Annotated in this window: 23 protein-coding genes; 7 read left to right on the top strand and 16 right to left on the bottom strand. The window is 72.4% G+C overall.

Annotated features, from left to right (window positions below; genetic code table 11):
- Positions 1 to 196 precede the first annotated feature (196 nt).
- Positions 197 to 1,141 (top strand): hypothetical protein, encoded by a 945-nt coding sequence (locus I6G21_RS03045; RefSeq protein ID WP_129357637.1) that lies wholly within the window; start codon positions 197 to 199, stop codon positions 1,139 to 1,141.
- 192 nt (positions 1,142 to 1,333) lie between these two features.
- Here I6G21_RS03045 and I6G21_RS03040 read toward each other — a convergent pair whose 3' ends face one another.
- The 9 genes from I6G21_RS03040 to I6G21_RS03000 all read right to left on the bottom strand — a co-directional run bounded on the left by I6G21_RS03040 (position 1,334) and on the right by I6G21_RS03000 (position 9,434).
- A complete protein-coding gene (locus tag I6G21_RS03040) occupies positions 1,334 to 2,614 on the bottom strand; it encodes a uracil-xanthine permease family protein (protein ID WP_232238587.1) in 1,281 nt (426 codons plus the stop codon).
- A 125-nt stretch (positions 2,615 to 2,739) separates the two neighbouring features.
- Positions 2,740 to 3,501 carry an ABC transporter permease gene (locus tag I6G21_RS03035; protein ID WP_129357639.1) on the bottom strand — a complete coding sequence of 254 codons (762 nt, stop codon included), beginning with the start codon at positions 3,499 to 3,501 and terminating at the stop codon, positions 2,740 to 2,742.
- On the bottom strand, positions 3,494 to 4,735 hold the full coding sequence (locus I6G21_RS03030; protein WP_129357640.1) for an ABC transporter substrate-binding protein: 1,242 nt from the start codon (positions 4,733 to 4,735) through the stop codon (positions 3,494 to 3,496). Before I6G21_RS03030 ends, I6G21_RS03035 begins: the two co-directional genes overlap by 8 nt.
- A complete protein-coding gene (locus I6G21_RS03025; RefSeq protein WP_232238503.1) occupies positions 4,732 to 5,463 on the bottom strand; it encodes an ABC transporter ATP-binding protein in 732 nt (243 codons plus the stop codon). Before I6G21_RS03025 ends, I6G21_RS03030 begins: the two co-directional genes overlap by 4 nt.
- Positions 5,460 to 6,563: an acyl-CoA dehydrogenase family protein gene (locus I6G21_RS03020; protein WP_232238502.1), complete on the bottom strand. Its 1,104-nt coding sequence runs from the start codon at positions 6,561 to 6,563 to the stop codon at positions 5,460 to 5,462. Before I6G21_RS03020 ends, I6G21_RS03025 begins: the two co-directional genes overlap by 4 nt.
- An 11-nt stretch (positions 6,564 to 6,574) precedes the next feature.
- On the bottom strand, positions 6,575 to 7,123 hold the full coding sequence (locus I6G21_RS03015) for a DUF4242 domain-containing protein (protein ID WP_129357641.1): 549 nt from the start codon (positions 7,121 to 7,123) through the stop codon (positions 6,575 to 6,577).
- A gap of 150 nt (positions 7,124 to 7,273) precedes the next feature.
- Positions 7,274 to 8,749, bottom strand: a complete 1,476-nt coding sequence (locus tag I6G21_RS03010; RefSeq protein ID WP_058730390.1) for a peptide MFS transporter — start codon at positions 8,747 to 8,749, stop codon at positions 7,274 to 7,276.
- A 46-nt stretch (positions 8,750 to 8,795) separates the two neighbouring features.
- Positions 8,796 to 9,149 carry a hypothetical protein gene (locus I6G21_RS03005; RefSeq protein WP_058730391.1) on the bottom strand — a complete coding sequence of 118 codons (354 nt, stop codon included), beginning with the start codon at positions 9,147 to 9,149 and terminating at the stop codon, positions 8,796 to 8,798.
- Between the two features lie 21 nt (positions 9,150 to 9,170).
- Complete coding sequence (locus I6G21_RS03000) at positions 9,171 to 9,434, bottom strand: hypothetical protein (protein ID WP_058730392.1); 264 nt, start codon at positions 9,432 to 9,434, stop codon at positions 9,171 to 9,173.
- Between the two features lie 220 nt (positions 9,435 to 9,654).
- Here I6G21_RS03000 and I6G21_RS02995 point away from each other — a divergent pair, with 220 nt between their 5' ends.
- Positions 9,655 to 10,218 carry a DUF4190 domain-containing protein gene (locus I6G21_RS02995; RefSeq protein WP_129357642.1) on the top strand — a complete coding sequence of 188 codons (564 nt, stop codon included), beginning with the start codon at positions 9,655 to 9,657 and terminating at the stop codon, positions 10,216 to 10,218.
- Between the two features lie 3 nt (positions 10,219 to 10,221).
- On the opposite strand, the gene pgm is transcribed toward I6G21_RS02995, so the two are convergent.
- A complete protein-coding gene (gene pgm, locus I6G21_RS02990) occupies positions 10,222 to 11,856 on the bottom strand; it encodes a phosphoglucomutase (alpha-D-glucose-1,6-bisphosphate-dependent) (protein ID WP_058730394.1) in 1,635 nt (544 codons plus the stop codon).
- A gap of 9 nt (positions 11,857 to 11,865) precedes the next feature.
- A complete protein-coding gene (gene hutG, locus I6G21_RS02985; protein WP_129357643.1) occupies positions 11,866 to 12,963 on the bottom strand; it encodes a formimidoylglutamase in 1,098 nt (365 codons plus the stop codon).
- A 168-nt stretch (positions 12,964 to 13,131) separates the two neighbouring features.
- On the opposite strand from hutG, the gene I6G21_RS02980 reads away from it, so the two are divergent.
- A complete protein-coding gene (locus I6G21_RS02980; protein ID WP_058730396.1) occupies positions 13,132 to 13,455 on the top strand; it encodes a rhodanese-like domain-containing protein in 324 nt (107 codons plus the stop codon).
- A gap of 2 nt (positions 13,456 to 13,457) precedes the next feature.
- A complete protein-coding gene (gene pheA, locus I6G21_RS02975; RefSeq protein WP_129357644.1) occupies positions 13,458 to 14,399 on the top strand; it encodes a prephenate dehydratase in 942 nt (313 codons plus the stop codon).
- Between the two features lie 19 nt (positions 14,400 to 14,418).
- On the opposite strand, the gene dld is transcribed toward pheA, so the two are convergent.
- Together dld and I6G21_RS02965 are read right to left on the bottom strand one after the other, a co-directional pair.
- Positions 14,419 to 16,134 carry a D-lactate dehydrogenase gene (gene dld, locus I6G21_RS02970; RefSeq protein ID WP_232238500.1) on the bottom strand — a complete coding sequence of 572 codons (1,716 nt, stop codon included), beginning with the start codon at positions 16,132 to 16,134 and terminating at the stop codon, positions 14,419 to 14,421.
- A 122-nt stretch (positions 16,135 to 16,256) separates the two neighbouring features.
- Entirely contained in the window at positions 16,257 to 17,315 is a 1,059-nt protein-coding gene (locus I6G21_RS02965) for a diacylglycerol/lipid kinase family protein (RefSeq protein WP_165869977.1), read from the bottom strand.
- 133 nt (positions 17,316 to 17,448) lie between these two features.
- Between I6G21_RS02965 and serS the strand changes: the two genes are divergently transcribed.
- Together serS and I6G21_RS02955 are read left to right on the top strand one after the other, a co-directional pair.
- Complete coding sequence (serS, locus tag I6G21_RS02960; RefSeq protein WP_100464847.1) at positions 17,449 to 18,783, top strand: serine--tRNA ligase; 1,335 nt, start codon at positions 17,449 to 17,451, stop codon at positions 18,781 to 18,783.
- Positions 18,780 to 19,601: an HAD family hydrolase gene (locus tag I6G21_RS02955; RefSeq protein ID WP_224799591.1), complete on the top strand. Its 822-nt coding sequence runs from the start codon at positions 18,780 to 18,782 to the stop codon at positions 19,599 to 19,601. The genes serS and I6G21_RS02955 overlap by 4 nt, the downstream gene beginning before the upstream one ends.
- 33 nt (positions 19,602 to 19,634) lie before the next feature.
- Here the strand turns inward: I6G21_RS02955 and I6G21_RS02950 are convergent, their stop codons facing one another.
- A complete protein-coding gene (locus tag I6G21_RS02950) occupies positions 19,635 to 21,065 on the bottom strand; it encodes a lipopolysaccharide biosynthesis protein (RefSeq protein WP_058730400.1) in 1,431 nt (476 codons plus the stop codon).
- Positions 21,062 to 22,213 (bottom strand): hypothetical protein, encoded by a 1,152-nt coding sequence (locus I6G21_RS02945; RefSeq protein ID WP_064725309.1) that lies wholly within the window; start codon positions 22,211 to 22,213, stop codon positions 21,062 to 21,064. The genes I6G21_RS02950 and I6G21_RS02945 overlap by 4 nt, the downstream gene beginning before the upstream one ends.
- A gap of 272 nt (positions 22,214 to 22,485) precedes the next feature.
- Here I6G21_RS02945 and I6G21_RS02940 point away from each other — a divergent pair, with 272 nt between their 5' ends.
- The gene (locus tag I6G21_RS02940) at positions 22,486 to 23,298 is read left to right on the top strand and encodes a carbon-nitrogen hydrolase family protein (protein WP_100464846.1); all 813 of its coding nucleotides are present in this window, start codon (positions 22,486 to 22,488) and stop codon (positions 23,296 to 23,298) included.
- 118 nt (positions 23,299 to 23,416) lie between these two features.
- On the opposite strand, the gene I6G21_RS02935 is transcribed toward I6G21_RS02940, so the two are convergent.
- On the bottom strand, positions 23,417 to 24,148 hold the full coding sequence (locus I6G21_RS02935) for an HNH endonuclease family protein (protein WP_081101646.1): 732 nt from the start codon (positions 24,146 to 24,148) through the stop codon (positions 23,417 to 23,419).
- Between the last annotated feature and the right edge of the window lie 222 nt (positions 24,149 to 24,370).

Genomic DNA, 24,370 nt, shown 5'->3' with positions numbered 1-24,370 from the left:
CGACACCTATGTACGGTTTCGGCCACCAGGTGCGGTCTCACCGATCTGCTGGGGCGCCGTGATCGGGTCCCACCGGGTTCGGGGCGGGGTTGGCGTTTCCCGGATCTGTGGACGGTGGCCTCCACCTGCGCCCACACCGCACAATCCTGCCTCTGAGACGCCATCGGCCACCTCAGGGTGCGGCATGCTGGCCGGCATGGGAACGACGATCGCTGACCTGAGCCTCGAGGAGATCCTGCAGCCCGAGCAGCTGCGCGAGCTCGGCTATGGGGATCCGCGTCCGAGTCGGGGCGGCCTCGGGACCGACTGGGTGCGGATCGCACCTCGCTGCTACGTCCGGGCCCGCCGCTGGCAGGAGCTTTCCCCGCGGCAGCAGTGCCTGGCCATGCACCTCGCGTTCCTGTCTCGCACCACCGCCCCCTGGGTCTTCTCCGATGCCTCCGCGGCGCTCCTGCACGGTCTGCCCCTGCTGCGTCTGCCCGACCGCGTGCATGTCAGCTCCGTCGGCAAGCCCTCCACCCGTGATCCCCGGATCGCGGTGCACCACCGGCCGGGCATCGGGGCGCATCGGAGCCTGCTCGGCGGGCAGATCCCCGTGACGGATCTGCCGCGCACTCTCCTGGACTGCGCGGCGTCGATGGGATTCGAGGACGCCGTCGTTCTGGCCGACCACGTGGTGCGGGTGGGGGTCGCATCGGAGGATGTCCTCGGGCTGCTGCAGGGGGCTCCCGGGTTTCGCGGTGTGAGGAGAGTCCGGCGGGTGCTCGACTTCGCGGACGCCCGGTCGGAGTCGGCGTTGGAGAGTCTGGCGCGGGTGGCCGTGCACGAGCTGCGGCTGCCCGCCCCGCGGCCCCAGATGCCGGTGCAGACCAGGCGCGGTCGCCGGCGCGTGGACCTGGGTTGGGAGCCGCTGCGCATGGGGCTGGAGCTTGATGGGAAGGCCAAGTACTTCGACTACGGGGACACCCGGACCAAGCTGTACGAGGAGCGGCAGCGGGAGCTGGACATCCAGGAGGCGGGGGTGATGCTGCTGCGCGCCGGGTGGGCCGATGTGCGGCGTCGCCGTCCCGAGCTGAAGGCTCGGCTCATGGATCTGGCGGCCCGACGCGCGGCCGAGCTCGGAGTGCCCGGGTGGGGGTGAGGAGGCGCGGCGAAACCGTACACCGTGGTCGAGACCGTACAAAGGTGCCGAGACCGTACCCGCCGGGTCCGGTCTCGGCACTCTTGTACGGTTTCGGCCAGCACGTACGGTCTCGGTGACCGGATGGGGGCGATGCGGCGGCGGCTCGGCCTCACCGACCCGGCGGACCCATACCCGCACCCATACCGGGGCCTACTCCGGGTGCTCCTCCCGGGGCTGGGGCTGTGCCGTCCGGCGCGCCCGGGCGATGGCGGACATCAGGTGGTAGACCACCAGGGTGACGCCCGTGCCCAGGGCGATGCCGGCGAACTGCAGCCCGCCGATCTCCCATGTGTAGTCCGCGATCCCCACGATCAGGGCGACGGCGGCCGTGGTCAGGTTGACCTGGTCGGAGAAGTCCACCCGATTCTGCACCCAGATCCGCACCCCGAGCATCCCGATCATGCCGTACAGGACGGTCGCCGCGCCCCCGAGCACTCCGGCCGGCACGGTGGCCACGGCCGCGCCGAAGACCGGGAACACGGACAGCAGCAGCGCGACGACGGCGGCCACCCAGTACGCGGCGGTGGAGTACACCTTGGTAGCGGCCATCACGCCGATGTTCTCCGCGTAGGTCGTGGTTCCGGAGCCGCCGCCGGATCCGGCGATGGTGGTGGCCAGGCCGTCGGCCATGATGGCGCGTCCGGCGTAGCGGTCCAGGTTCTCCCCGGTCATCAGGGCCACGGATTTCACGTGCCCGATGTTCTCCGCCACCAGCACCAGGATCACCGGGATGAACAGCCCGGCCAGGGACAGGTGGAACTCGGGGGTCTGGAAGTGCGGCAGCCCGATCAGCCCCTCGGCCTCCCACGTCGCGCGGATCGCGGAGAAGTCCACCTCCCCGCGCACCACGGCGGTGACGTACCCGATGGCCACCCCCAGCAGGATGGACAGCCGCCCGATCATCCCGCGGAACAGCACCGAGATCAGGATGATCGAGCCGAGGGTGACCAGCGCGGTCACGGGCGCCTTCATGAAGTTGTCCTTGGCTGAGGGCGCCAGGTTGAAGCCGATCAGCGCGACGATCGCGCCGGTGACCAGCGGCGGCATGAGCTTCTGCAGCCAGTCCGTGCCCGCCCACTGCACGATCAGCCCGACGACGAACAGCGCGACCCCGGCCATCACCACCCCGCCCAGGGCCCCGCCGGGACCGTACTGGCCGCTCGCCGCCCCGATCGGGGCGATGAACGCGAACGAGGAACCGAGGTAGGAGGGCACCCGCCCGGCGGTGAGCAGCAGGAACAGGATGGTGCCCACCCCGGAGAAGAACAGGGTGGTGGCCGGCGGGAACCCGGTGATCAGCGGGACGAGGAAGGTCGCCCCGAACATGGCGACCACGTGCTGGGCGCCGATGCTCACGGTGCGGCCCCACCGCAGCCGCTCCCGCGGGCCCACCACCTGCCCCGGGGCGACGGTGCGCCCGTCGCCGTGCAGGGACCAGCCGAAGCCGAGGCGGTGGGCCGCTCCGGGGCGGTCCTCATCGGGGGAGGCGGGGCGATGGTCGGTGCTGGTCACAGTTCTCCTCCGAGGGGCGAGCGGGACGGGAGATCGGGATGATTCTACGCGCGGGCGCGCAGCAGCATCCTGGCGGCGGCATCCAGCACGGTGCCCAGCAGTCCGATGACGAGGATGACGGCGAGCATCTCGTCGTAGGCGAGCCGATCCCGGGCATTGAGGATCTCGTATCCCAGGCCGGAGGAGACTCCCAGCATCTCCGCGGGAACCAGGATCACCCAACCGATGCCCAGGGCGGTGCGCACTCCGGTGAGCACATGCGGGCGGATGCTGGGCAGCACCACGTGCCGCAGCCGCTCCGCGCGGGTGGCCCCGAGGCTCTCGGCCACTCGCAGATGCCCCGGATCCACCGCTCGCACCCCGGCGGAGGTCCCCAGCACCACCGGCCACACCGCGGCCACGGCCACCAGGAAGACCACCGGGGCATGGCCGACGCCGAGCAGCGCCACCGCCACCGGCGCCCAGGACAGCGGGGACACCATCCGCAGGAACTGCACCACCGGGTGCGCGACCTGCTCCGCGGTGCGGGAGGAGCCGAACCACAGCCCCAGGGGCAGTCCGACGACCACCGCCAGGACCAGGCCGAGGCCCAGCCGCAGCAGGGACACCCCGATGTCCGGAAGCAGCACGCCCCGGGAGATCAGCTCCCCCAGGGCGGCGGGGATCTTCTCCGGGCGGAAGGCTGCCAGCAGCGGGTCCTCCGCCCCTGCGGCGCGGGTGAACAGCCACCACAGCGCCACCGCGCCGGCTGCCCCCGCGGCCCCCAGGGCCCAGGACCGCCCCCGTGCCGATCTGCGCTCATCCATCCAGCTGCTCCGTCCGCTCGTATCCGTCCAGTCCGAAGGCGCTCGGCCCGCCCAGCGTCTCCATCGCGGCGCGCACGGGTCCAGTGACCACGAGGTCCTCGTGCACGCGGGCTGCGTCCAGGCCGTCCAGGAAGTCCCGCGGAGCGTCCACCAGGGTCTCCCGCATCTCCTCCAGCAGTCGGGCGGTGAACCCCGGGTAGGGGTAGGGGGCGAAGTCGATCAGCTGACCGGCCCACTCCGGGTGTCGCACCGCGACCGCGGCGTCGGCATGATCGGTCAGGGCGCGCAGGATGACCGGCTCGGGCTGGGGCAGCAGTCCGTCCGCCAGCAGCGGGGCGGCCTGCGCGCGGTGCTCCCGGGCCCAGGCCTGGGCTCGCACCAGTCCGCGCAGGAAGGCCTCGGTGCGCCCGGGATCGCCGTCCACGAGGTCTCCGCGCAGCACCGTCACGCAGCAGGCGTGCTGGCGCCACACATCACCCAGGAAGCGCAGGGTCCGTCCCACGCCGCGGGCGGCTGCGGCCGCGTTGAAGGGGTCGGCGACGGCGAAGCCGGAGATGGTGCGCTGATGCAGGGCTGGGAGCATATCCGCCGGGGACATCACCACCAGCGCGGTCTCCCGAGGTCCCGGGGCTCGGCGGATCACCGGTCGCAGCCCGGCCTCGCGCAGCAGCCGCTGCAGCAGGACGTTGTGCAGGGACCACCAGGCGGGCACCGCGACGGTCCTCCCGGCCAGCTGGGCCACCTCCCGGATCTCCGGGGCCACGGTCAGCGCGGAGCCGTTGACGTGGTTCCAGGCGGTCACCCGCGCATCGGCGCCGAGACCGTAGCGCAGGTGGAAGGCCAGGGGCATGAGCAGATGGATCGCATCCACCTCGGCGCTGACGAAGGCCTCGCACAGGGAGGACCAGGAGCGGAAGAGGACCGGGGCCGCGGTGGGGGCGCCCTCCTGGGCGAACAGTCCCCGGGCGTGTCCCACCAGCAGGGGGGCGGCGTCGGTGATCGGCAGGTATCCGATGCGCAGCGGAGCGTTGCTGGGGGCGGTCCCGGCGGCGGCCACGGTGTCTCCGGCCGCCCAGGTGCCGGACCCGACCAGCCCGGCGCCGGCTAGGCCCAGTCCGGTCAGACCGGCCCGCCGCAGCACGGTGCGTCGATCCGGTGGGTAGGCCGCGCCGGGCTGCGGGCGGGTGAGGCGGGGATCCGTCCGACCCTGCCTCGCAGGGTCGCGCGGGGTCATATGACCCACTCCCCGCGGGCCTCCCGGTAGTGGTCGCGCAGATCCGCGGTCAGGGCATCGGCGTCCGCCTCCTGGGCGGTGCGGGGAACGTCCCACCAGCGCTCGAAGCCGACCCCGGCGCGGAAGAAGCCCACCCGGTCCCCGAGGGCGGCGGCTTCGGCGACATCGTGGGTCACGGTCACCGCGGTGAGCCCCAGGTCGTCGATGAGCCGACGCAGCCAGCGCTGCAGGTCCTCGCGGGTGGCGGGGTCCAGAGCGGAGAAGGGCTCATCCAGCAGCAGCAGCTGCGGCCTAGCCGCCAGGGCCCGACCCACCGCCACCCGCTGAGCCTGCCCGCCGGACAGCTGCGCCGGCGAGGCCTCGGCCAGGGGCACCAGCCCCAGGACCTCCAGCAGCTCCCGGACCCGCGGCTCGGGAACTCGTCCCCGGTGGGCCCGGAAGCGTCCCGCCAGGGCGATGTTCTGGGCCACGTTCAGCCAGGGGTACAGGGCGGGGTCCTGGAAGACGACGGCGGGGCGGCTCGCGGTGCGCACGGTCCCGGCGTCCAGGGGCTCCAAACCGCCGATGGCGCGCAGGAGGGTGGACTTGCCGGAGCCGGACGGACCCAGGAAGACGACGGACTCACCTCGCCGGATCCGCAGATCCACCCCGTCGAGCACGGGGGCGCGGGCTCCGGGGTAGGTCTTGCGGGCCCCCCTGACCTCCAGGAGGACGGGCGCCCCGGTCACGAGCGCTGCAGCTCGAGACGCAGGTGCCCCTCCGTGGGGGACTGCACCGGCAGGAAGGCGGCTTCGCGCACGCGCCGGGCCGTCCCGGAGTGGGCCACGTAACCGCGCCCGCCGACCACCATCAGCTCCAGGTCCGTGGCCTCCTTGGCCTGGTGGGCGGCGTCCAGGCGCAGCTGCAGCAGCTCCCGGCGGGAGGCGGTCCCGGGGTGCTCGGCGAGCACCGCCAGCCGTTCGCGCAGACGCTGCTGGGACGCGGCCACGGCGTCGTACTGCTCGCGGAAGACCCCTCCGGTGTGGTCCGCGCCCGGGTGGGCGGAGTCCACGGCGGCCGCGGCCAGCCCCAGGCACAGGGAGGACTGCAGCAGCAGGAACGGAGCGGAGATCGCGGCGAGGAAGCCGGGGACGTCGTCGGTGAGGATGTCCTCGGCGGGGACGGGGACCTCGCGGACCCTGGTGAACCCCGAGCCGGTGGCGTTCAGGGCCAGCAGGTCCCGCATCGGGGCGGTGTCGAAGCCCGGCTGGTCGGTGGGCACGGCGACGACGGCGCGGCCGGTGCGGGTGCCGTCCCGGTCGGTCAGGGCCACCGGGACGACGGCGATGCCGCCGGGATGCAGGTTGGAAGCCCACGGGATCACCCCGTCCAGGATGAGTCCGCCGTCCGCTCCGGGGCGAGCCTGCACCCCCAGCTCCCCGATCCCGGCGGCGTCCTTGAAGGCCGCGGCCATGGCAGTGGTCCCGGAGACCCGGGCGGTGTCCAGTCCCGCCGGGAGAGGGCGGCGCACGGCATCGAAGAAGGCGATGACGCTGCGGTGCGCCCACAGGCTGAAGGCCGTGGAGACGCAGCGGGTCGCGATGTCGTGGACCACGGCTGCCTGCGGCAGGAGGGATCCGGTGCGGCCCAGGGTCAGCAGCCCCAGGTCCCCGAGGGCGCGCAGCGTGGCGAAGGGGGAGACCTGGTCCCGGTCCACGGCCTCGGCCGCCTGCTCCGCCAGCTCCAGCACCTTCTCCCGGTGTGGGTATTCGTCCAGGGGGCGTCCGGCGGGAGCCTGGTTCTGCCGGCTGGGGGCTTCGGGGCGGGTGGTGCTCGTCGTCGTGCTCATCGTCGGTCCTCTCAGGCGCGCAGACGGAAGAGGCGGTCGATGGGGGTGTCCACGGCCTGGCGGGCGCGGGTCACGGCCTCCTCGTCGGGGGCGTCGTAGAAGCACAGGCACTTGACGGTGTCCTCGCGCACGTAGGTCCGCAGGAAGGAGACCTCCGGGACCTCGGCGTACTTGGGCGCGTTGGCCTTCTTGCGGGTGAGGTACTGGTCCATCGTGATCTCGGCGGGGATGTCCCACTCCACGAGGTAGTCGGCGTCCTTCTTGAGCTTCTTGATGTCGGACAGCTCCGCCCCGACCAGCCGCACCGCATCGGGTCCGGTGACCTCGGCGTCCGCGGAGACGGCCGCGCGGACCCGGTCGGCGGCGTTCTCGGCCGCTTGCTCCCGGGTGTCGTCGGTCTCCACGATCACGAACAGCCGGGTGTGGTCCGCGGTGACCTGGGATTCGATGAGCTCGGCGGCGGAGGCGTCTCCCAGCGTCTGGGCGACGGCGTCGAGCAGGGCGGTCGCGTTCTCCTGGGAGGGCGTGTGAGGGGTCAGTTCCAGCAGGTGCAGAGCCATGGTCCGTGGCCTTTCGACGGGGATGATGTCCCGTTCAACCTAGAACCGGCCGGGGAGGCGGCCCAAGGGCCTCGGAACCCGAGGACACATCGGGTCATCCGGGGTCACCTGCTTCCGAGTCCGGATGACCCGATCTGCGCCTCCCGCCTCTCAGCGCACGCCGCGCATGAGCTTGAGGATCGGCTTGCGCCCGAAGAACACCAGCAGGCCCGCGGCGATGGACATCAGGCCCATGGTCGTGAAGTACGGGATCTCGGTGTCCATCGAGTAGAAGCCGGCCAGCCAGCCGGACAGGGTGGTGCCCATGGCCACGGAGGTCCAGAACAGCGCCATCATCTGGGATTTGTGCGCCTCCGGGGCGAGCTTGGTGGCCAGGGAGGAGCCGGTGGGCGAGATGGACAGCTCGGAGAGGGTGAGCACGAACAGGATCAGCACGATCCACCACAGGCTCACCACGGGCTTGCCGGCCTGGGTGAGGAAGATCAGGAACGCGATGCCGGCGCCGACCAGGCCGAAGGACCACTTGGTGACGGTGGTCGGCTGGCGCTCGCCGAGCTTGGTCCACATCACGGAGAACAGGGTGCCGAAGGCGATGATGAAGATCGGGTTGATGGAGTTGACCAGGCCGGGCTTGAGCTCCATGCCGAACAGGTGCCAGTCCAGGCGGGTGTCCGAGTACACGGCCATGACGGTGAACTGCTGCTGGAACAGCGCCCAGAACACCACGTTGGCCAGCCACAGCGGCACGAAGGAGAGCACCCGGGAGTGCTCATCGGCGGTGGTGCGCTTGCTGGTCAGCAGCACCGCGAACAGGGCGATGGCGCCCACCAGGGTCAGTCCGATCACCCAGTTGTCGATGTTGTCCGGGGTCAGCAGGCCGGTCGCGCTGATCAGGGCCACCAGGAGCAGGAAGACGACGACGGCGCCGCCGGCCAGGCCCTTCTCCTTCGCGGAGGCGGGGGTGGGCACGACCCGGGCTTCGGCGGGCAGGCGCTTGCGGGTGGCCACGTACTGCACGAGGCCGGCGAACATGCCGATCGCGGCCAGGCCGAAGCCGAAGTGGAAGCCTGCCAGACCCCACAGCCAGTTGGTCAGCAGCGGACCGACCAGGGCGCCGATGTTCACGCCGAGGTAGAAGATGGTGAAGCCGGCGTCGCGGCGGGTGTCCTTGAGGTCGTACAGGGAGCCGACCAGCACGGAGGCGTTGGTCTTCAGGCACCCGGAGCCCACGGCGATGAGCACCAGGCCCACGATGACCCCGACCAGCCCGGGTAGCAGGGCCAGGGCGATGTGCCCGAACATGATGGCGATCGCCGAGTAGAACAGGGTGCGCTCCGGCCCGAGGATCTTGTCCCCGAGGTATCCGCCGACGATGGCCATGAGGTAGACCATGCCGCCGTAGGCGCCGATGATGCCGGTGGCCGCGCCCTTGTCCAGGGCCAGCCCGCCTTCCGCGGCGGAGTAGTACAGGTAGTACACCAGGATGGCCTGCATGCCGTAGAAGGAGAAGCGCTCCCACATCTCCACGGAGAAGAGGTTGGCGAGCATGCGGGGGTGGCCGAAGAACGTCTTGCCGCTGGGATTGTGGGCGTCGACGCCGCGGGGTTCTGCGGTGGTGTGGGACATGGGGTCATGCACCGTTCGGTCGAGGTCAGGGACGATCGTCCCCACTCTACGACGTCGTCGTCCCCGCGGGCTCTCGGCGGGGGTGCGCCTCCCGGCTGACCCGACTCACTGCGTACTCCTTCAGGTCCTCGGGTCTGGGGATGCCTCGGAGCGATCTGTTGAGCAGGACCACCAGGACCGCCGCACTGAGGCCGACGAGGCCCAGCAGGTCGAGGATCTGGAGCAGCGGTGCGACCAGGGCGGTGGAGAGCCCGAGGGCGAACCCGCCGAGCGGAGCGCCGGTCAGGGAGATCGTCGCATCACGCCCCTGGTTCGCCGCCAGGGCTCGGCCTATCACGCGCTCATCCAGGATCTCCACCAGCTGGCCGGTGGAGGCTGATCCGACGAGTCCATACCGCACCGACAGATGATGCCAGCATCATCAGACCGAGTTTGGGATGGTGGTCCGCGAAATACCCCCCCCGACCAAACCTGCGATCGCTTCGGAGGCGACTCCCAGCGTTCCCACGAGCCCTGCGAGGAGGGGATCCCCTGTCGCCATGAGGGTCAGCATCGGGAAGGTGAACCGCTTGATGGCGGAGGCGAAATCATGGGAGGTGCCCAGGGTGAGCCATCGGCGATACTCCCGAAAACGCCAGATGGACATCTTGGAGATGTCGACAGATTCTTCGTCAGCGTGCTTCATCCGGCTCCATCCCATTCATTCCGATGAGGATGATCCGCGTCATACTCCAGTGGCGGGTGGAGACTGTTGCAGCAGGGCGGGGTCCTCGCCCCGGGGACGGCACGAGATGCCGGCGCCGAGCATCCGGTGCTCATCGTCATCGGCCTCGGGGCCTGCGTGCTCCGTCGCAGGCAGCGTCAGGCCTGGTCCGGTGGGATGTCCGGCGGATACTGTGGCGGGTATGAGCGAGCACCACCGCGATCCCCAGCATCCCGAGGACCACCACAGCCAGGCGGAGATCCAGGGTGCCTCCGCCCGCACCGGCGACGAGCCCGACCACCCCTTGCAGGGCGGCCGGCACGGGGAACAGCCGGGCCAGAGTCAGACCCCGGGTGAGTACGGCCAGCCCGCTGGCGACTGCGGGCAGGGGCATATTCAGCAGCCGCAGCACGGGGGCTATCCGCGTGGGTACGGCTACCCGTACCCGCCGGTCGATCCGCGGGCGCAGTCCCAGGCGACGACGGCTCTGGTGCTCGGCATCGTCGGGCTGGTTGGCATGCTGGGCGTGATCCTCGGGCCGATCGCCCTGGTGCAGGCGAAGAAGGCCCGCGAGGGTGGGGCGGACGCGACCGCCGGGCGGGTGCTCGGGTGGATCGCCACCATCATCGGCGCGCTGTCCGTCCTGCTGATCCTCGGCTCGGTGATCTTCGTGTTCAGCATCCTGGGGACCGCGTTGCACAACAGTCCCACCGGCACCCCGTCCGCCGCCGGCCTCACCGCCCCGCTGCGGGTGCTGTTCGGCTGAGCCTCAGCCGATGACGCCGTCCACCAGCCGCTTGGCCTCGGCCTGCACCTGCCGCAGGTGCTCCGGGCCGCGGAAGGACTCCGCGTAGATCTTGTACACGTCCTCCGTGCCGGAGGGGCGGGCGGCGAACCAGGCGGACTCGGTGACCACCTTCAGCCCGCCCAGCGGCTCCCCGTTGCCCGGGGCCACGGTGAGTGTGGCGGTGATCGGCTCTCCGGCCAGCTCCTCGACCGTGACGTCCTCGGCGCTCAGCTGCTTCAGCCGGGCCTTCTGATCCCGGGTCGCGGGGGCGTCGATCCGCTCGTAGGCGGGGTCCCCGAAGCGCTCGGTCAGCTCCGCGTAGCGCTGCGACGGCGTCTTGCCGGTGACCGCGAGGATCTCCGAGGCCAGCAGGGCCAGGATGATCCCGTCCTTGTCCGTGGTCCACACGGCCCCGTCCCGGCGCAGGAAGCTGGCCCCCGCGGACTCCTCCCCGCCGAAGCCCAGGGTGCCGGCCAGCAGCCCGTCCACGAAGTGCTTGAACCCCACCGGCACCTCCACGAGCGTGCGCCCCAGGTCCTCGGCGACCCGGTCGATCATCGAGGAGGAGACCAGGGTCTTGCCCACCCCGGCGTCGCCCGGCCAGTCCGGACGGTGCCGGTACAGGTAGTCGATGGCCACGGTCAGGAAGTGGTTGGGGTTCATCAGCCCGGCGTCCGGGGTGACGATGCCGTGCCGGTCCGAGTCGGCGTCATTGCCGGTCGCGATGTCGTAGGAGTCCCGGTTGGCGATCAGCGAGGCCATCGCGTGCGGGGAGGAGCAGTCCATGCGGATCTTCCCGTCCCAGTCCAGGGTCATGAACCCCCACTGCGGGTCCACGTCCGGGTTGACCACGGTCAGTTCGAGCCCGTACCGGCGCCCGATCTCCTTCCAGTACTCCACCGATGCCGAGCCCATCGGGTCCGCCCCGATGCGCACCCCGGCCTTGCGGATCGCCTCCAGGTCCACCACCTCGGGCAGCTCGGAGACGTACGCGTCCAGGTAGTCGTAGGTCTGCGTGGTCTCGGCCAGCTTCGCCTGGGCGTACGGCACCCGGCGCACCCCGCGGTTCCCGTCGGCCAGCAGCTCGTTGGCCCGGTCCTGGATCCACCCGGTGGCCTCGGCCCCGGCGGGCCCGCCGTGCGGCGGGTTGTACTTGAACCCGCCGTCCGTGGGCGGATTGTGGCTCGGGGTGATCACGATGCCGTCGGCCTGGGAGGCCCCGGGTCGGGCGTTGTGCACCAGGATCGCTCGGGACAGCGCCGGGGTGGGCACGTACCCGTCGCGGGCGTCCAGCAGCACGACGACGCCGTGCGCGGCCAGCACCTCCAGGGCCGTCTCCTGCGCCGGACCGGACAGGGCGTGGGTGTCCCGGCCCATGAACAGCGGCCCGTCGATGCCCTGCTCGGTGCGGTACTCGACGATCGCCTGGGTGATCGCGGCGATGTGTGCCTCGTTGAAGGAGCCGCTCAGGGCCGAACCCCGGTGCCCGGAGGTGCCGAAGGCCACCCGCTGGGCGGGGTCCTCGGCGTCGGGCACGCGCTCGCGGTAGGCGGTGAGCAGCTCCTCGATGTCCACGAGGTCCTGCGGCTGTGCGGGGGTTCCGGCTCGATCGCTCATATGACCAACCTAACGCGCCGCCGCTGTGCCGGTGCCCTGTGCGGCCTGTGTGACGGGCTGGGTGGTGGCGGTGGTGCCGCCGGGGTCCGCGGTCCCGGAGTCCAGGTGCCGCTGGCGCTCGGCCAGCAGGGGCCGGGCGGTCTCCGAGGAGGCGTCCGCGGCCGGACGCTCGAAGCCGTCGGCAGTGATCCAGTGGATCAGCCGGGCCCCGGCGCGGGCGGTGCGCTCATCCAGGTCCAGGCGCGGCACCAGCCCGACGACATCGAGCACCGCGACCTTCCCGGTGCGCGCCACCCGGCGGGCCAGGCGCTCCACCACGAACAGGGGCACCCCCAGGGTGGCCGGCGCGCTGACCCCCGGGGCGGTCTCCCCCGGCAGCACGTCCAGATCCACGCTGAGGTAGATCACCTCCAGGTCCGCCAGCCGCTCCTCCAGCCAGGCCTCGGCCTCGGGCAGCTCCGCCTCGCGCAGCTGAGCATCCTTCAGGTACCGGGCCCCGATCCGCCCCGCGTTCTCGAAGCGGGCGCGGGTGTTGTCCGTCTCGGAGATGCCCAGGGCCACGTACCGGAACTCCCGCCCGGCCTTCCGCTCCGCCCGGGCGATCTGGTCGAACACCGTGGTGGCCGTGGCCTGCGGCTCCTGGGCGGTGCCCAGGTGGGTGTCGAAGGAGACCACGCCCCAGGTGCGCACCCCGTCCAGCCGCCCGGAGGCCGCCAGACCCAGGTACCCCGCGTAGCTGGTCTCGTGTCCCCCGCCCAGCACCAGGGTCATCCGGTGATCCCGCACCGCCTCGGCGATGCGCCGCCCGGCCTCGGCCTGCGCCTCCTCCAGGTGGTGCCCGTCCACCTCGATGTCCCCGCGGTCGTGCACCACGTTGGCCCCGTGGAAGGCCAGCTGGGCCAGGGCGTGGCGCAGCCGGTGCGGGCCCTCCGCGGCCCCGGGCCGACCCTGGGAGCGGATCGTGCCCTCGTGGGAGTCGAAGCCGAGCACCGCGAGGCTCTGCGCCTCCTCCCCGGTCTCCTTCTGCCCGGCGTAGACCATGTGGTGCCAGCGGGTGTGGATGGCGCCGGGGCCGTCGTCGCGGCCCTGCCACGGGGTGGTGCTCATGCTGGGGTTCCTCTCTGCCGCGGCCCGCACCCGCTGAGGTGTGAACCATATCTCGCGTTACAGACAACACCCGGGGGCGGTCCGGCGCAAGTGCCCTCCCGCGCGGGACGGGCGCCGGGTAGATTGGGCGGCGGAATCCGAGCCAGCCGAGCAGCGAAGGAGCGCACCGTGGACATTCCCAGCGTGAGCGTGGAGGAGATCCCCGAGGACGCCAAGATCCTCGACGTCCGCGAGGACTACGAGTGGGAGGAGGGGCACATCGAGCGGGCCCAGCACCTGCCCCTGGCGGACATCCCCGCCCGCTACGGCGAGATCCCCCTGGACGAGGACGTCTACGTCATCTGCCGCTCCGGCGGGCGCTCGCTGAAGGCCACCGAGTACCTGAACCAGAACGGCTTCGACGCGATCAACGTGCGCGGCGGCATGGGGGCGTGGCAGGACGCCGAGTATCCCATGGTCTCCGAGAACGGCCAGGACCCGCAGGTCCGCTGACCGTGAGGTACGCGTTCCTGGGTCCGGAGGGAACTTTCACCGAGGCCGCCCTGCTGTCCGTGGAGGACGCGCCCGACGCCGAGCGCGCGCCGTCGCCGTCGGTGTCGGCGGCCCTGGCCGCGGTGCGCGCCGGGGAGGTCGACGCGGCGATGGTGCCGATCGAGAACTCCGTGGAGGGCGGGGTCACCGCCACCCTGGACGCGATCGCGGCCGGGGCGGACCTGCGGATCATCCGCGAGGTGCTGGTGCCCATCCGCTTCGTGCTGGTCGGCGCCCCCGGCACCCGGCTGGAGCAGGTGCGCACCGTGTCCACCCATTCCCACGCCTGGGCGCAGGTGCGCGGCTGGATGCACGCCCACCTGCCGGAGGCCGACTACCTCCCGGCCGGGTCCACCGCGGCCGCCGCCCTGGCCCTGCTGGGCGCGGAGTCCCCCGGGTACCAGGCCGCGGTCTGCTCCCCGGTGGTGCTGGAGCAGCACCCGGAGCTGGCGGTGCTGGCCGAGGACATCGGGGACGTCTCCACCGCGGTGACCCGCTTCGTCCTGGTGGCTCCCGCGCACGCCCCGCTGCCGGAGCGCACGGGCGCGGACAAGACCACCCTGATGATCCCGCTGCCCGCGGACCGCCCCGGGGCGCTGATGGAGCTGCTGGAGCAGTTCACGGCCCGCGGGGTCAACCTCTCGCGCATCGAGTCCCGGCCCACGGGGGAGGCCCTGGGCCGGTACTTCTTCTCCGTGGACGCGGAAGGGCACCTGGCTGACGCGCGGATGCGCAACGCGCTGCGCGGTCTGCACCGGATCTCCCCGGGAGTGGTGTTCCTGGGCTCCTACCCCCGGGCCGACGGCGCGGCACCCGCGGTGGACGCCCACCACGCGGATGCCGCCTTCGACGCCGCGGACCGCTGGGTGGCCGGGCTGATGGGCGCGGCCCCGGAGCGCGCCTGAGCCGCGACCCGGCCGACGGCTACGCCCAGTTGCGCTTCGGGGAGGTCATCGCCACCCCGGGGTTGAACACGTTGCACGGGTCCAGGGACCTGTAGTGCTCCACGAGGCTGTCCGGGGCGTGGTAGACACGGCCGTAGTTGTGCTCGGCCGGCAGCACCGCCCCGCGGGCCTCGAGGAAGTCCACCATCTTCTGCTTCACCGTGGGGGCGTCCACCCCCTTGCGGATGATGTGGTCCGCGTGCACCACGTGGCACAGGAAGTGGCTGAGGTAGCAGCTCTCCGCGATGTCCTTGGTGATCTCCTCCGGCATCTGCGCCAGCCAGTCCTCGTCGTCCCGGCGCAGGGCCACGTCCAGGCTCGCGAAGTCGGAGAACTCCTCCCGGCGCAGGTTGAACATCCGGTTGGTCGCGCTGGCCACGCCGAAGCGTAGCAGCATGGCCGCCTCGGCCTCGGCGGGGTCGCACAGGAAGAACCCGCCGTCGTGCCCGTCCTGGGCGAAGAACCCGGTGAGCATCTGCTGGGTCTCCTCCCGCTGGTCGTGGCTGACCACCAGGATCAGGTGGTGCTCCCACCGGTCGCGGAAGGCGCGCAGGCGCTCGGGGACCTGCTCGGGCAGCAGGGCGAACAGCTTCTGGGCGATGGTGTCCGCCGTCGTCGGGCCGAAGCCGGGCAGCTTGGCGAACACCCCGTTGGCCCAGTTCTTCAGGGCGAACATCCGCACCTGGGTGCGGCTGCCGGCGTACTTCAGGGCCACGTAGGTGTCCTTGCCGTACTTCCGGGCCATGTCGAAGGACTCCCGGCCCAGGTACTCCCCGGAGATCGGCAGGCGCCGGTCCGAGGTGAGGATCTCCCGGCGCAGGTCCTCCAGGGTCTTGGGGCTGTCCGTGCCGATGTAGAAGGTCGCGGTGTCCTTCTCCAGGGGGAAGGTGCGCACCCGCACGGCGAAGATCATCAGCTTGCCGGCGCTGCCGGAGGCCTCGAAGAGGAACTTGGGGTTGGCGTTGTACCGGGCCGGGGTGTCCGTGATCTGCCGGACGTGCTCGGCGTAGTCGGTGCCGGTGGTGTCCTCCGGCGGGGCGGTGACCGACGCCGGATCCCAGTCCCCGCGCTGGGCGCGCTCCAGGACGTGCTCGGGGTCCTCGCCCAGTTCGATGCCGAGGTGGTTGACCAGGTGCGCCTTCCCGTGCTCGTCCACCCGGGCGAACAGAGCGTGCTCGGTGTACGCGGGGCCCTTGCGGACCTGGGAGCCGCCGGAGTTGTTGGCGATGCCGCCGACCACGGAGGCGCCGATGGAGCTGGAGCCGATCACCGAGTGCGGCTCCCGGCCCAGCGGCGTGAGCTTGGCGGTGAGCTCGTAGAGGGTGGACCCGGCCAGGCACACGGCCTCGCGGTTGTCGTTGATCAGGTGGATCTGGTTGATCCGCAGGGTGGAGATGATCACGAGGTCACGGTCGTAGTCCTGTGCGGCGGGGGAGGATCCGCCGGTGACCCCGGTGTTCGCGGCCTGGTTGATGATGGCGATGTCGTGGTCCAGGCAGACCTGCAGGGCCTGCCACATCTGGACGAGGGTGCCGGGCCTGAGCACGGCCAGCACCTTCCCGGAGCCGTAGCGGTTGCCGCGGGCATAGGGGGCGGTGCGGCGTTCGGAGGTGAGCACGTGCTGGGTGCCCATGATGCTGCGGAACTGATCCAGAGCGGCGGTGGCGGAGGGTGCGGCGGCGGACGAGGTGCCCACGGGGATTCCTTTCGACGGCGGCGGCGAATGCGCGTCCAGCGTAGTCCTCCGCCCGGCCGGGTGACTCCCGATGACGCCGCGCCGCCGCGCGCTGCGCCGCACCACCCCGCGTCGACGTCGGTTCAGGCGGTCTGCACCCGCAGCACCCCGGGCTGGACCTCGGCGGTGAAGGCGCGGACCTCGCCCACGTAGTCCCCATCCACCTCCATGGGCTGCGGGTGGTGCAGGAAGTCCACGTGCACCCGCCGCCCGTGCAGGTGCTCGATCACGGGCAGCAGTCCGCGGCGTCGGGAGATCACCTGCCAGGTCAGGGCGGCCCAGTCCAGGAGGCTGCGGGGGGTGAGCACGATGGTCTCGAGGCGGGCGTCGTCCAGCCGGGAGGCCTCGGCCAGGCGGATCCCGGCGGTGAGGTCCCCGGTGTTGGCGACGATCACCGAGCGGGTCTTGCGGTGCACGGGGGCGGCATCGTCCACGGTGATGCTCACGGAGTGGCGGCGGGCCACGAGGTTGCGCATCCCGGCCTCCACGTACGCGATCCAGCCGATGCGGGCTTTCAGGCGATCCCGGGTGTCGGTCATGATCTGGGCGTCGAATCCGGCCCCGCCCATCACGGTGAAGCGCTGCCGCACTGCCTCCCCCTCGGCCAGCTCGGCGCGGATGCCGATGAGGTCGATGCGGTGCGGGTGCCCGTGCAGGGCGATCTGCACGCAGCCGGCCGGGTCGGTGAAGGGCAGCTCCAGGTTGCGGGCCAGCAGGTTCCCGGTGCCCAGGGGGACGATGCCGAGGGTCTTCTCGGTTCCCGCCAGCTCCGCGGCGACCTGGCGCACGGTGCCGTCCCCGCCCATGGCCAGCACGAGCTCGCACCCGTCGGCCAGGGCTGCGCTCACCTGACCGGCACCGGGGTCCTCCACGGTGGTCTCGTAGACCCGGGGCTTCTCCCAGCCGGCCCGGCGCAGCGACGATCGCACGGCGTCGAGGGCTTCCCGCGCCCCGTGCTTGGCCGGATTGACGACGACGCCGACCCGCCGCGGCGGCCCCGGCGTGAGCGGGGGGCGGTCCGGTGCGGCGATCGCCGGGGGCAGGGGGGAGCTGCGCAGCCAGGCCGCGGTGATGCTGGCGGCCGCGGCGCCGCCGAACACGGCGAGGCCCGCGGCGGCCAGGAGCCTGGAAGGTCGAGTCATGTCTCCCAGGCTACGTGAGGAGCGAGCGGAAGGGGTGGCCTGCCCCTCGCCGGCGGGACCTGTCGCCGAGAGCGGCAGAGCCGGCCCCGGGGGAGGCCGCTCGACGCGGACGGCCGTGCGGTAGGTTGGGGGCGTGATCGACCTCAGTCTTCTGCGTGAGAACCCCGACCTCTTCCGAGCCTCCCAGCGCGCCCGCCAGGCCGACGTCGAGCTGGTGGACCGCATCCTGGAGGCCGACGCCTCCCGTCGGCAGGCCATCAGCGAGTTCGAGTCCCTGCGCGCCGAGCAGAAGGCCGCCAGCAAGGACATCGGCCGGCTCGCCGGGGCCGCGAAGAAGGACCCCTCCCAGCAGGGTGCCTTCGAGCAGGCCAAGGCCCAGGCGGCCCAGCTGGCCGGTCAGGTCAAGGAGGCCGAGGCCCGCGCCGAGCAGGCCCAGCGGGAGCAGGACGAGCTGACCTCCCGCATGGAGAACCTCATCATCGACGGGGTGCCCACCGGCGGCGAGGAGGACTTCGAGGTCGTCAAGACCGTCGGACAGCCGCGAGACTTCGAGGCCGAGGGGTTCGCCCCCCGGGACCACCTGGAGATCGGCGAGATCGTGGACGGCATCGACATGGCCCGCGGCGCCAAGGTCTCCGGGGCCCGCTTCTACTTCCTCAAAGGCCACGTGGCCCGCCTGGAGCAGGCCCTGCTGAGCATGGCCCTGGACTACGCGAGCCGACGCGGCTTCACCATGCTCACCACCCCCACCCTGGTGCGCCCGGAGACCATGGCCGGCACCGGCTTCAACGTCAAGCACGACGACGAGATCTACCGCCTCGAGCGCGACGACCTCTACCTGGTGGGCACCTCCGAGGTCGCGATCGCCGGGTACCACGCGGACGAGATCATCGACCTGTCCGAGGGCCCCCTGAAGTACCTCGGCTGGTCCACCTGCTACCGGCGCGAAGCCGGGTCCGCGGGCAAGGACACCCGCGGCATCATCCGCGTGCACCAGTTCAACAAAGCGGAGATGTTCGTCTACGCCCGGGTGGAGGACGCCGAGGCGATGCACGCGCAGATGCTCGCCTGGGAGGAGGAGATGCTCGGCCTGTGCGAGCTGTCCTACCGCGTCATCGACACCGCCGCCGGGGACCTCGGCTCCTCCGCGGCCCGCAAGTTCGACTGCGAGGCGTGGGTGCCCACCCAGGGCACGTACCGCGAGCTGACCTCCACCTCCAACTGCACCACCTACCAGGCCCGGCGCCTGAACATCCGCGAGCGCACCCCCGAGGGCGCGGAGGGGAAGAAGGGCGGGACGCGCATGGTCGCGACCCTCAACGGGACCCTCGCCACGACCCGCTGGCTGGTGGCGATCCTGGAGACCCATCAGCAGGCGGACGGCTCCGTGCGCATCCCGGAGGCGCTGCGCCCCTACCTGGGCGGCCTGGAGGTCATCCCGGCGGTGCGCGAGGCCGGGAGCCGGTGACCTCCGCGCCCCGAAGCCCGGCGTCGGGACCCCACCTGGTGGCCCTGGACGTGGACGGCACCCTGGTGGATCACGACGGCGCGATGTCCGCCCGGGTGCGCCGGGCCGTGCAGGCGGTGGTCGCGGCCGGACACCACGTGGTCATCGCCACCGGGCGCTCCCGGGCCGCGGCCCTGCCCGTGGTGGAGCTGGCGGGGATCACCCGCGGCTACGCGGTGGCCTCCAACGGCGGGATCACCCTGCGCATCGACGCCGAGGCCCCCGGCGGGTACGCGGTGATCGACGCCGCCGAGTTCCGCCCCGAACCGGCCCTGCGCACCCTGCGCGAGGCCGTGCCGGGGGCTCGCTTCGCCCTGGAGACCGCCGAGGGGGCGTTCTGGTCCACCGTCCCGGTGCACGACGCCAGCTTCGGCGCGCCCGCCCGGGTGGTGGGCTTCGAGGAGCTGGCGAGCATGTCCGCGGTGCGCGTGGTGGTCTTCTCCGAGGAGCTGGACCTGGAGGACTTCACCGAGGCGATCGAGCGGGCCGGGCTGCACGGGGTCGCCTACGCGGTGGGGTGGACGCCGTGGCTGGATGTGGCCGCGCACGGGGTGTCCAAGGCCTCCGCGCTGGAGCAGATCCGCTCGCGGCTGGGCATCCCGCGCGAGCGCACCGTCGCGGTGGGGGACGGCTTCAACGACGTCGAGATGCTCACGTGGGCCGGGCGCGGGGTCGCGATGGGCCAGGCCGCGCAGGGCGTGCGGGCGGTGGCCGACGAGGTGGCGCCCAGCGTGTACGAGGACGGCGCGGCCGTCGTCCTGGAATCCCTGCTGGACTGAGTGGGTGGGCCGGGGCTGGTCCCGGTGCCCGGTTCAGGCCAGCAGCAGCGTGTAGACGGCGAGGACTGCGGCGGCGACGAGCCCCGCTGCGGCCACCAGCCCCACGGTGCGCAGCATCGGCAGAGCGACGTCCTTGCGGGCGTTCCACGCATAGGCCAGACCCAGCAGAGTGAAGGCCGCGACCTTCGCCCACGCGACCCCCACCAGGGCGTCGCGGGAGGCCGGCCAGGCGGCGGCCGCGGCGGCGAGCACGACGACGGCCGGGGTCACCCAGTAGAACGCGGTGGTGCGCAGCCGCCCGAACAGGATGTTGGTGGAGACCAGGTACAGGGCGTAGCCGATGCCCAGCACCGGCAGGACGACGGCCACGCGGGTGGTGTCCGGGTTGCCCTGGGCCAGCACGAGGATCCCCAGGGGCGCGCCGATGGACCCGAGCACCGCCATCAGCGCTCCGAGCCGGGTCGCGGTGCGCAGGGTGGACCGGGAGATCCGCTCGAACTCGGCCGGGTCCCCGTGGGAGGCCTTCAGGACGGTCGCGGACCAGGCGTTGTTCAGTCCGGCCAGCACCGCGATGGGCCCCTGGGCGAAGACGAGCGCGGCCAGGTAGACCCCGGTCTCCCCGGGGGAGGCCAGGCGCTTGAGCAGGATGGAGTCGCCCTGCATCAGCAGGATGATCGCGAAGGAGTGCGGCAGCAGGGGCGCCCCGGCCACCACCGCTGTCTTCACCGCACCCCATGCCCTCTGCGGTGCGGTGGGGCGGGTCAGGAGGATCCCGGCGAGGGCCGTGAGGGTCGTGGAGACGGCGAAGCCGCCCATGAACACCGCGGCATGGGCGCCGAACAGGGCGATGGCGGTGAGACCGAACAGGTGGGCGATCAGCGAGGAGCCGGCGGCCAGGGCCGCGAAGGTCAGGGGGCGGGCCTGGGCGCGCAGCTGGGCCTGGGCGGCGACCACGACGGCCAGGGCCGCCATGGACCAGATCGAGGCCAGCAGGTAGGCAGGGGCGCCGGCCAGGGCGGCGATGCCGAGTCCGAGGGCGCCGCCGAGCACCGCGAGCAGCACGTTGAAGCCGTTGATCGCTCGGGCGTTGCGGGGACCGTCGCCGGGTTCCAGCCAGGCGCGGGTGATGGCCAGCGGGAAGCCCGCGGAGAAGGCGACGAGGCCCACCTGCATCACCGAGATCGCGAAGGAGGCGGAGTTCCACCCGGGGGAGCGGACCCCGCCGAACAGGTGGATGGAGAACGGCTGCACGAGCACCGCGGCCATGCCCTGCACCGCCGAGGCGATGAGGTACAGGTACGGCACCACCCGCGGGGGGAGGCCCCGGCGCGGGGACCCGACGGGGGTGGTCTGCGCGGTCCGGGGCTGCGGGCTCGACGGCTGGACGGGACCCACCGGGCCCGGGACGCCGAGGGGTTCGGCGGGCTCCGGGGCGGGCTCGGCCCAGGGCGGGGTGCGGCTCATGCCCGGCGGCTCCCCGCCGGGGCGTCCTCAATGCCAGGCGCCACGGCCTGCGGGTAGGTGCTCCGGGGCAGGCGCTCGGGCAGATGCTGCAGCGGGTGGCGCAGGAACGCCAGGGGGTGCGGCTTCGGGCCGGCGCTCGGCTCCGCCGGCTCCCCGCCCGCGTTCGGCTCCGTCCGGTTCGGGACCGCCGGAGCGGGGGTCGGGTCCGATGCCTGCCCGTCGTGGGTGGGGCTCTGCGGGGTCGTGACCGCGCTGGTCCGCAGTCCCAGGACCTTCAGGGCCTTGTCCACCGGCCCGGTCAGCCAGTACTGCAGCGCCGGGCGCAGGGTGGACCCGTCCCAGCCGAGCAGGCGCGTCAGCTCCTCGGGGCGGCGCATCCAGGGGCGGCCGAGCTCCACCTCGGCGATCCGCCGCAGCGCCTCCTGGTCCGGCTGCTCGGCGAAGAACTCCGGGAACATGGCGCGCATCGCGGCCTCGTCAGGATCCGTCGCGGCGGCGTTGCGCACGGAGTAGAAGGGCCCGTAGGTGTGCACGGGGGTGCCCAGGGCTGCGGCGTAGAACGAGGCCGTGGCCACCCGGTTGGTGACCACCTTGCGTGCGGAGGCCAGCAGCCACAGGTTGCGGGAGAGGAACTCCGGGTCCCGGCGCTGACCGCAGGTGGTCACCCGGTGCCCGGCGTCGGTCCAGGCGCGCACGATCTCCTCGTGCTCCATGTCATCCACGTGGAGGCAGACCACGGCCGGGCCCTCCTTCTCGTAGACCTGGCGGGCGTACACGGACTGGTCGCCTTCCAGCTGGAAGATCTTGGAGCCGTGGAAGGGGACGACGACGGTGGGGATCGTGCGCTCCGGCATCGCCCCGCGGGCGCGCACCTGGTCTGCCAGGTACAGGAACGGCGCCCCGATGGCTGTGCTCCGGTATCCGGTCTCCTCCTCATCCCGTGCGGGATCCCAGGCCCGGGAACCGTGGGACCACACGAACAGCCCTCCGGCTGGTGCGGCGGAGGCCAGCTCCGTGAAGTGGCTGCGCACCGGGGAGGTGGGCGTCCACCCGTGCTGCACCAGACCGGCGATGTGGCGTGGTGCCGACAGGCCCGCGTGGGCGGCGTAGGCGGCGGAGTGGCCGTAGAAGTGGTTCTGGATGTCCACAGTGTGTGTCCTGGTGCGAATGGGGTGCGATGGTCCGGGTGCTTCCGCGTCCGCCCCGGAGGCGCTCCGGGGCCGCCCGTGGGGGTCTGCGGCCCGGGCGTAACCGGGGTGCGGGCATCGGTGCGCCTCGGGCGAGTCTATCGGAGGGTCGCTGTGCGGATTCTGTGCCGTGCCCGCTGCCCGGCCCGGGGATCCAGTCCCGGGCGTCATGCCTCGGGGGCCGGTCCCGGCCCCTGTGCGCGGGTCCCGGACGGACGTGGCAGGGTGGAGGCATGAGAGCCGCCATCGCCCAGATCAGCACCACCGCCGACGTCGCGGGGAACCTCGCCCTGGTCCGCGAGCACACCGAGCGCGCCGCGGCCGCCGGTGCGCAGCTCGTCGTCTTCCCGGAAGCCACGATGATCGGGTTCGGCCACGACCTGCTGGGTGCGGCCCGGGAGCATGCCGAGCACTGGAAGACCGAGCTGATGTGGCTGGCCGCCGAGCGGGAGATCACCATCGTGGCGGGGGAGTTCGAGGAGGCTCCGGCCGGGTCCGGTAGCCCCCGGGTGCGCAACGTGCTGGCGGCGTACACCCCCGAGGGCGAGCGCTTCGACTACGCGAAGATCCACCTCTACGACGCCTTCGGGTTCCGCGAGTCGGACACCGTGGCTGCGGGTCGGGAGCCCGTGGTGCTCAGCGTCGCCGGGCACCGGGTGGGGCTGGCCCTGTGCTACGACGTGCGCTTCCCCAAGCTGTTCGCTGAGCTCTCTCGCGCCGGGGCCGAGGTCATCGTGTGTGCGGCCTCCTGGGGTGCCGGCGAGGGCAAGGTCCGGCAGTGGGAGATCCTGACTCGGGCCCGTGCCCTGGACAGCAACACGATCGTGCTCGCGGTGGGCCAGGCGGACCCGGCCGTCACCGGCGCCGCGGTGCCGGAGGGCGCGCCCACGGGTGTGGGGCACTCCGTCGTCGCGGACCCGTTCGGAGAAGCCCTGGCGCAGCTGGACGGCGGGGAGCACCTGGAGATCGTGGATCTGGATCTGGACGTGGTGCCCCGGGCCCGGCAGGCTCTGCCCGTGCTGGAGAACGCCCGCCTGGGCTACTGACCGGCCCGGCCCGGCCCTGATCAGATCGGTTCGGGACGGGTTCGTCGTTTCGGGACCGGAATAACCCGTCCCGAAGCGACGAACCCGGCCCGAAACCCAGTGGAGCGGGCCGGGCGGGTTACCGGGTGGGGATGCGCTGGCCGGGGCAGGTGTCCAGGACCCGCTGCATCGCGGCCCGCTCGGCACGGGTCACCCACAGGTCGTACTTGCGCTTGACCCCGGCCTGCCGGGCCACGTACTCGCAGCGGAAGGACTTCTGCTCGGGCAGCCAGGTCGCGGCGTCGCCGTCGGACTTGCCGTTGTTGGCGGGCCCGTCCACGGCCAGCAGGTTCAGAGGGTCGTTGGCCAGGGCCATGCGGTCCGCGGTGGACAGCTGCTGGGCGCCGGTCTGCCACGCGTCGGACAGGGCGACGACGTGGTCGATCTGCACCGCCGCGCTGGTCTGGGCCCCCGCGGTGAAGTCGATGCGCCGACCCGTGTACGGATCCTGTAGCACCCCGGTGGCCACCTTGCAGGTCCCGGGGCGCAGGGTGGTCTGGGTCAGGTCCCGGGCGAGGATGTCGTTGCGGGTGTCGCAGCCGTTGTGGTCCACATCCGCCCACCGCGCGCCGAAGGCGTCCCGGGAGTACCCGGTCCGGGCGGCCTTGCCCTTGGTCTCCAGGGAATCCAGGGCCTGCTGCGCGGTGAGGCCCGTGGGCAGGGGGCCGGCCGCCCGGGATGCGGTCGCGCCCGACCGATCTGCGGATCCGTCCTCGCCGCGGAACAGATCCAGCCCGCGGGTGCCCAGCCCGACGACGGCGAGCACCACCACCGCGACCACGGTGACGATGAACCGGGTGCGGGTGCTCATCCGCACGCGCGGGCGGGGACGGCTGCGGGATCGGCGGGAACGGCGCGGGGACACGGGACTCCTGGGACGGTGGGGAAGTGAGGCCGGGGAGGACGACGGCGCACCATTCTGCCACCGCCGCCCTCGGCCCGACCCGCCCGCCGTCCGCCGACGGACCCGCCCGCCGCCCCGCGTCGCCCACCGCCGCCCGTCGGCGTTGCCCTCTGACGGACCCGCCGGCGG

Source organism: Rothia kristinae (genome assembly GCF_016028855.1).
Classification (GTDB): domain Bacteria; phylum Actinomycetota; class Actinomycetes; order Actinomycetales; family Micrococcaceae; genus Rothia; species Rothia kristinae.
This window is presented reverse-complemented; position numbering and strand designations above follow the sequence as displayed.

Excerpts from the sequence above, each read along its gene's own strand:
- pgm (WP_058730394.1), bottom strand. The coding sequence starts at position 11,856 with ATGAGCGATCGAGCCGGAACCCCCGCACAGCCGCAGGACCTCGTGGAC.
- I6G21_RS02995 (WP_129357642.1), top strand. The coding sequence starts at position 9,655 with ATGAGCGAGCACCACCGCGATCCCCAGCATCCCGAGGACCACCACAGC.
- I6G21_RS03035 (WP_129357639.1), bottom strand. The coding sequence starts at position 3,501 with ATGGATGAGCGCAGATCGGCACGGGGGCGGTCCTGGGCCCTGGGGGCC.
- I6G21_RS03015 (WP_129357641.1), bottom strand. The coding sequence starts at position 7,123 with ATGGCTCTGCACCTGCTGGAACTGACCCCTCACACGCCCTCCCAGGAG.
- I6G21_RS02935 (WP_081101646.1), bottom strand. The coding sequence starts at position 24,148 with ATGAGCACCCGCACCCGGTTCATCGTCACCGTGGTCGCGGTGGTGGTG.
- I6G21_RS02965 (WP_165869977.1), bottom strand. The coding sequence starts at position 17,315 with ATGACTCGACCTTCCAGGCTCCTGGCCGCCGCGGGCCTCGCCGTGTTC.
- I6G21_RS03030 (WP_129357640.1), bottom strand. The coding sequence starts at position 4,735 with ATGACCCCGCGCGACCCTGCGAGGCAGGGTCGGACGGATCCCCGCCTC.
- I6G21_RS03020 (WP_232238502.1), bottom strand. The coding sequence starts at position 6,563 with ATGAGCACGACGACGAGCACCACCCGCCCCGAAGCCCCCAGCCGGCAG.
- I6G21_RS03045 (WP_129357637.1), top strand. The coding sequence starts at position 197 with ATGGGAACGACGATCGCTGACCTGAGCCTCGAGGAGATCCTGCAGCCC.
- hutG (WP_129357643.1), bottom strand. The coding sequence starts at position 12,963 with ATGAGCACCACCCCGTGGCAGGGCCGCGACGACGGCCCCGGCGCCATC.
- I6G21_RS02940 (WP_100464846.1), top strand. The coding sequence starts at position 22,486 with ATGAGAGCCGCCATCGCCCAGATCAGCACCACCGCCGACGTCGCGGGG.
- I6G21_RS02950 (WP_058730400.1), bottom strand. The coding sequence starts at position 21,065 with ATGAGCCGCACCCCGCCCTGGGCCGAGCCCGCCCCGGAGCCCGCCGAA.
- I6G21_RS03010 (WP_058730390.1), bottom strand. The coding sequence starts at position 8,749 with ATGTCCCACACCACCGCAGAACCCCGCGGCGTCGACGCCCACAATCCC.
- I6G21_RS03000 (WP_058730392.1), bottom strand. The coding sequence starts at position 9,434 with ATGAAGCACGCTGACGAAGAATCTGTCGACATCTCCAAGATGTCCATC.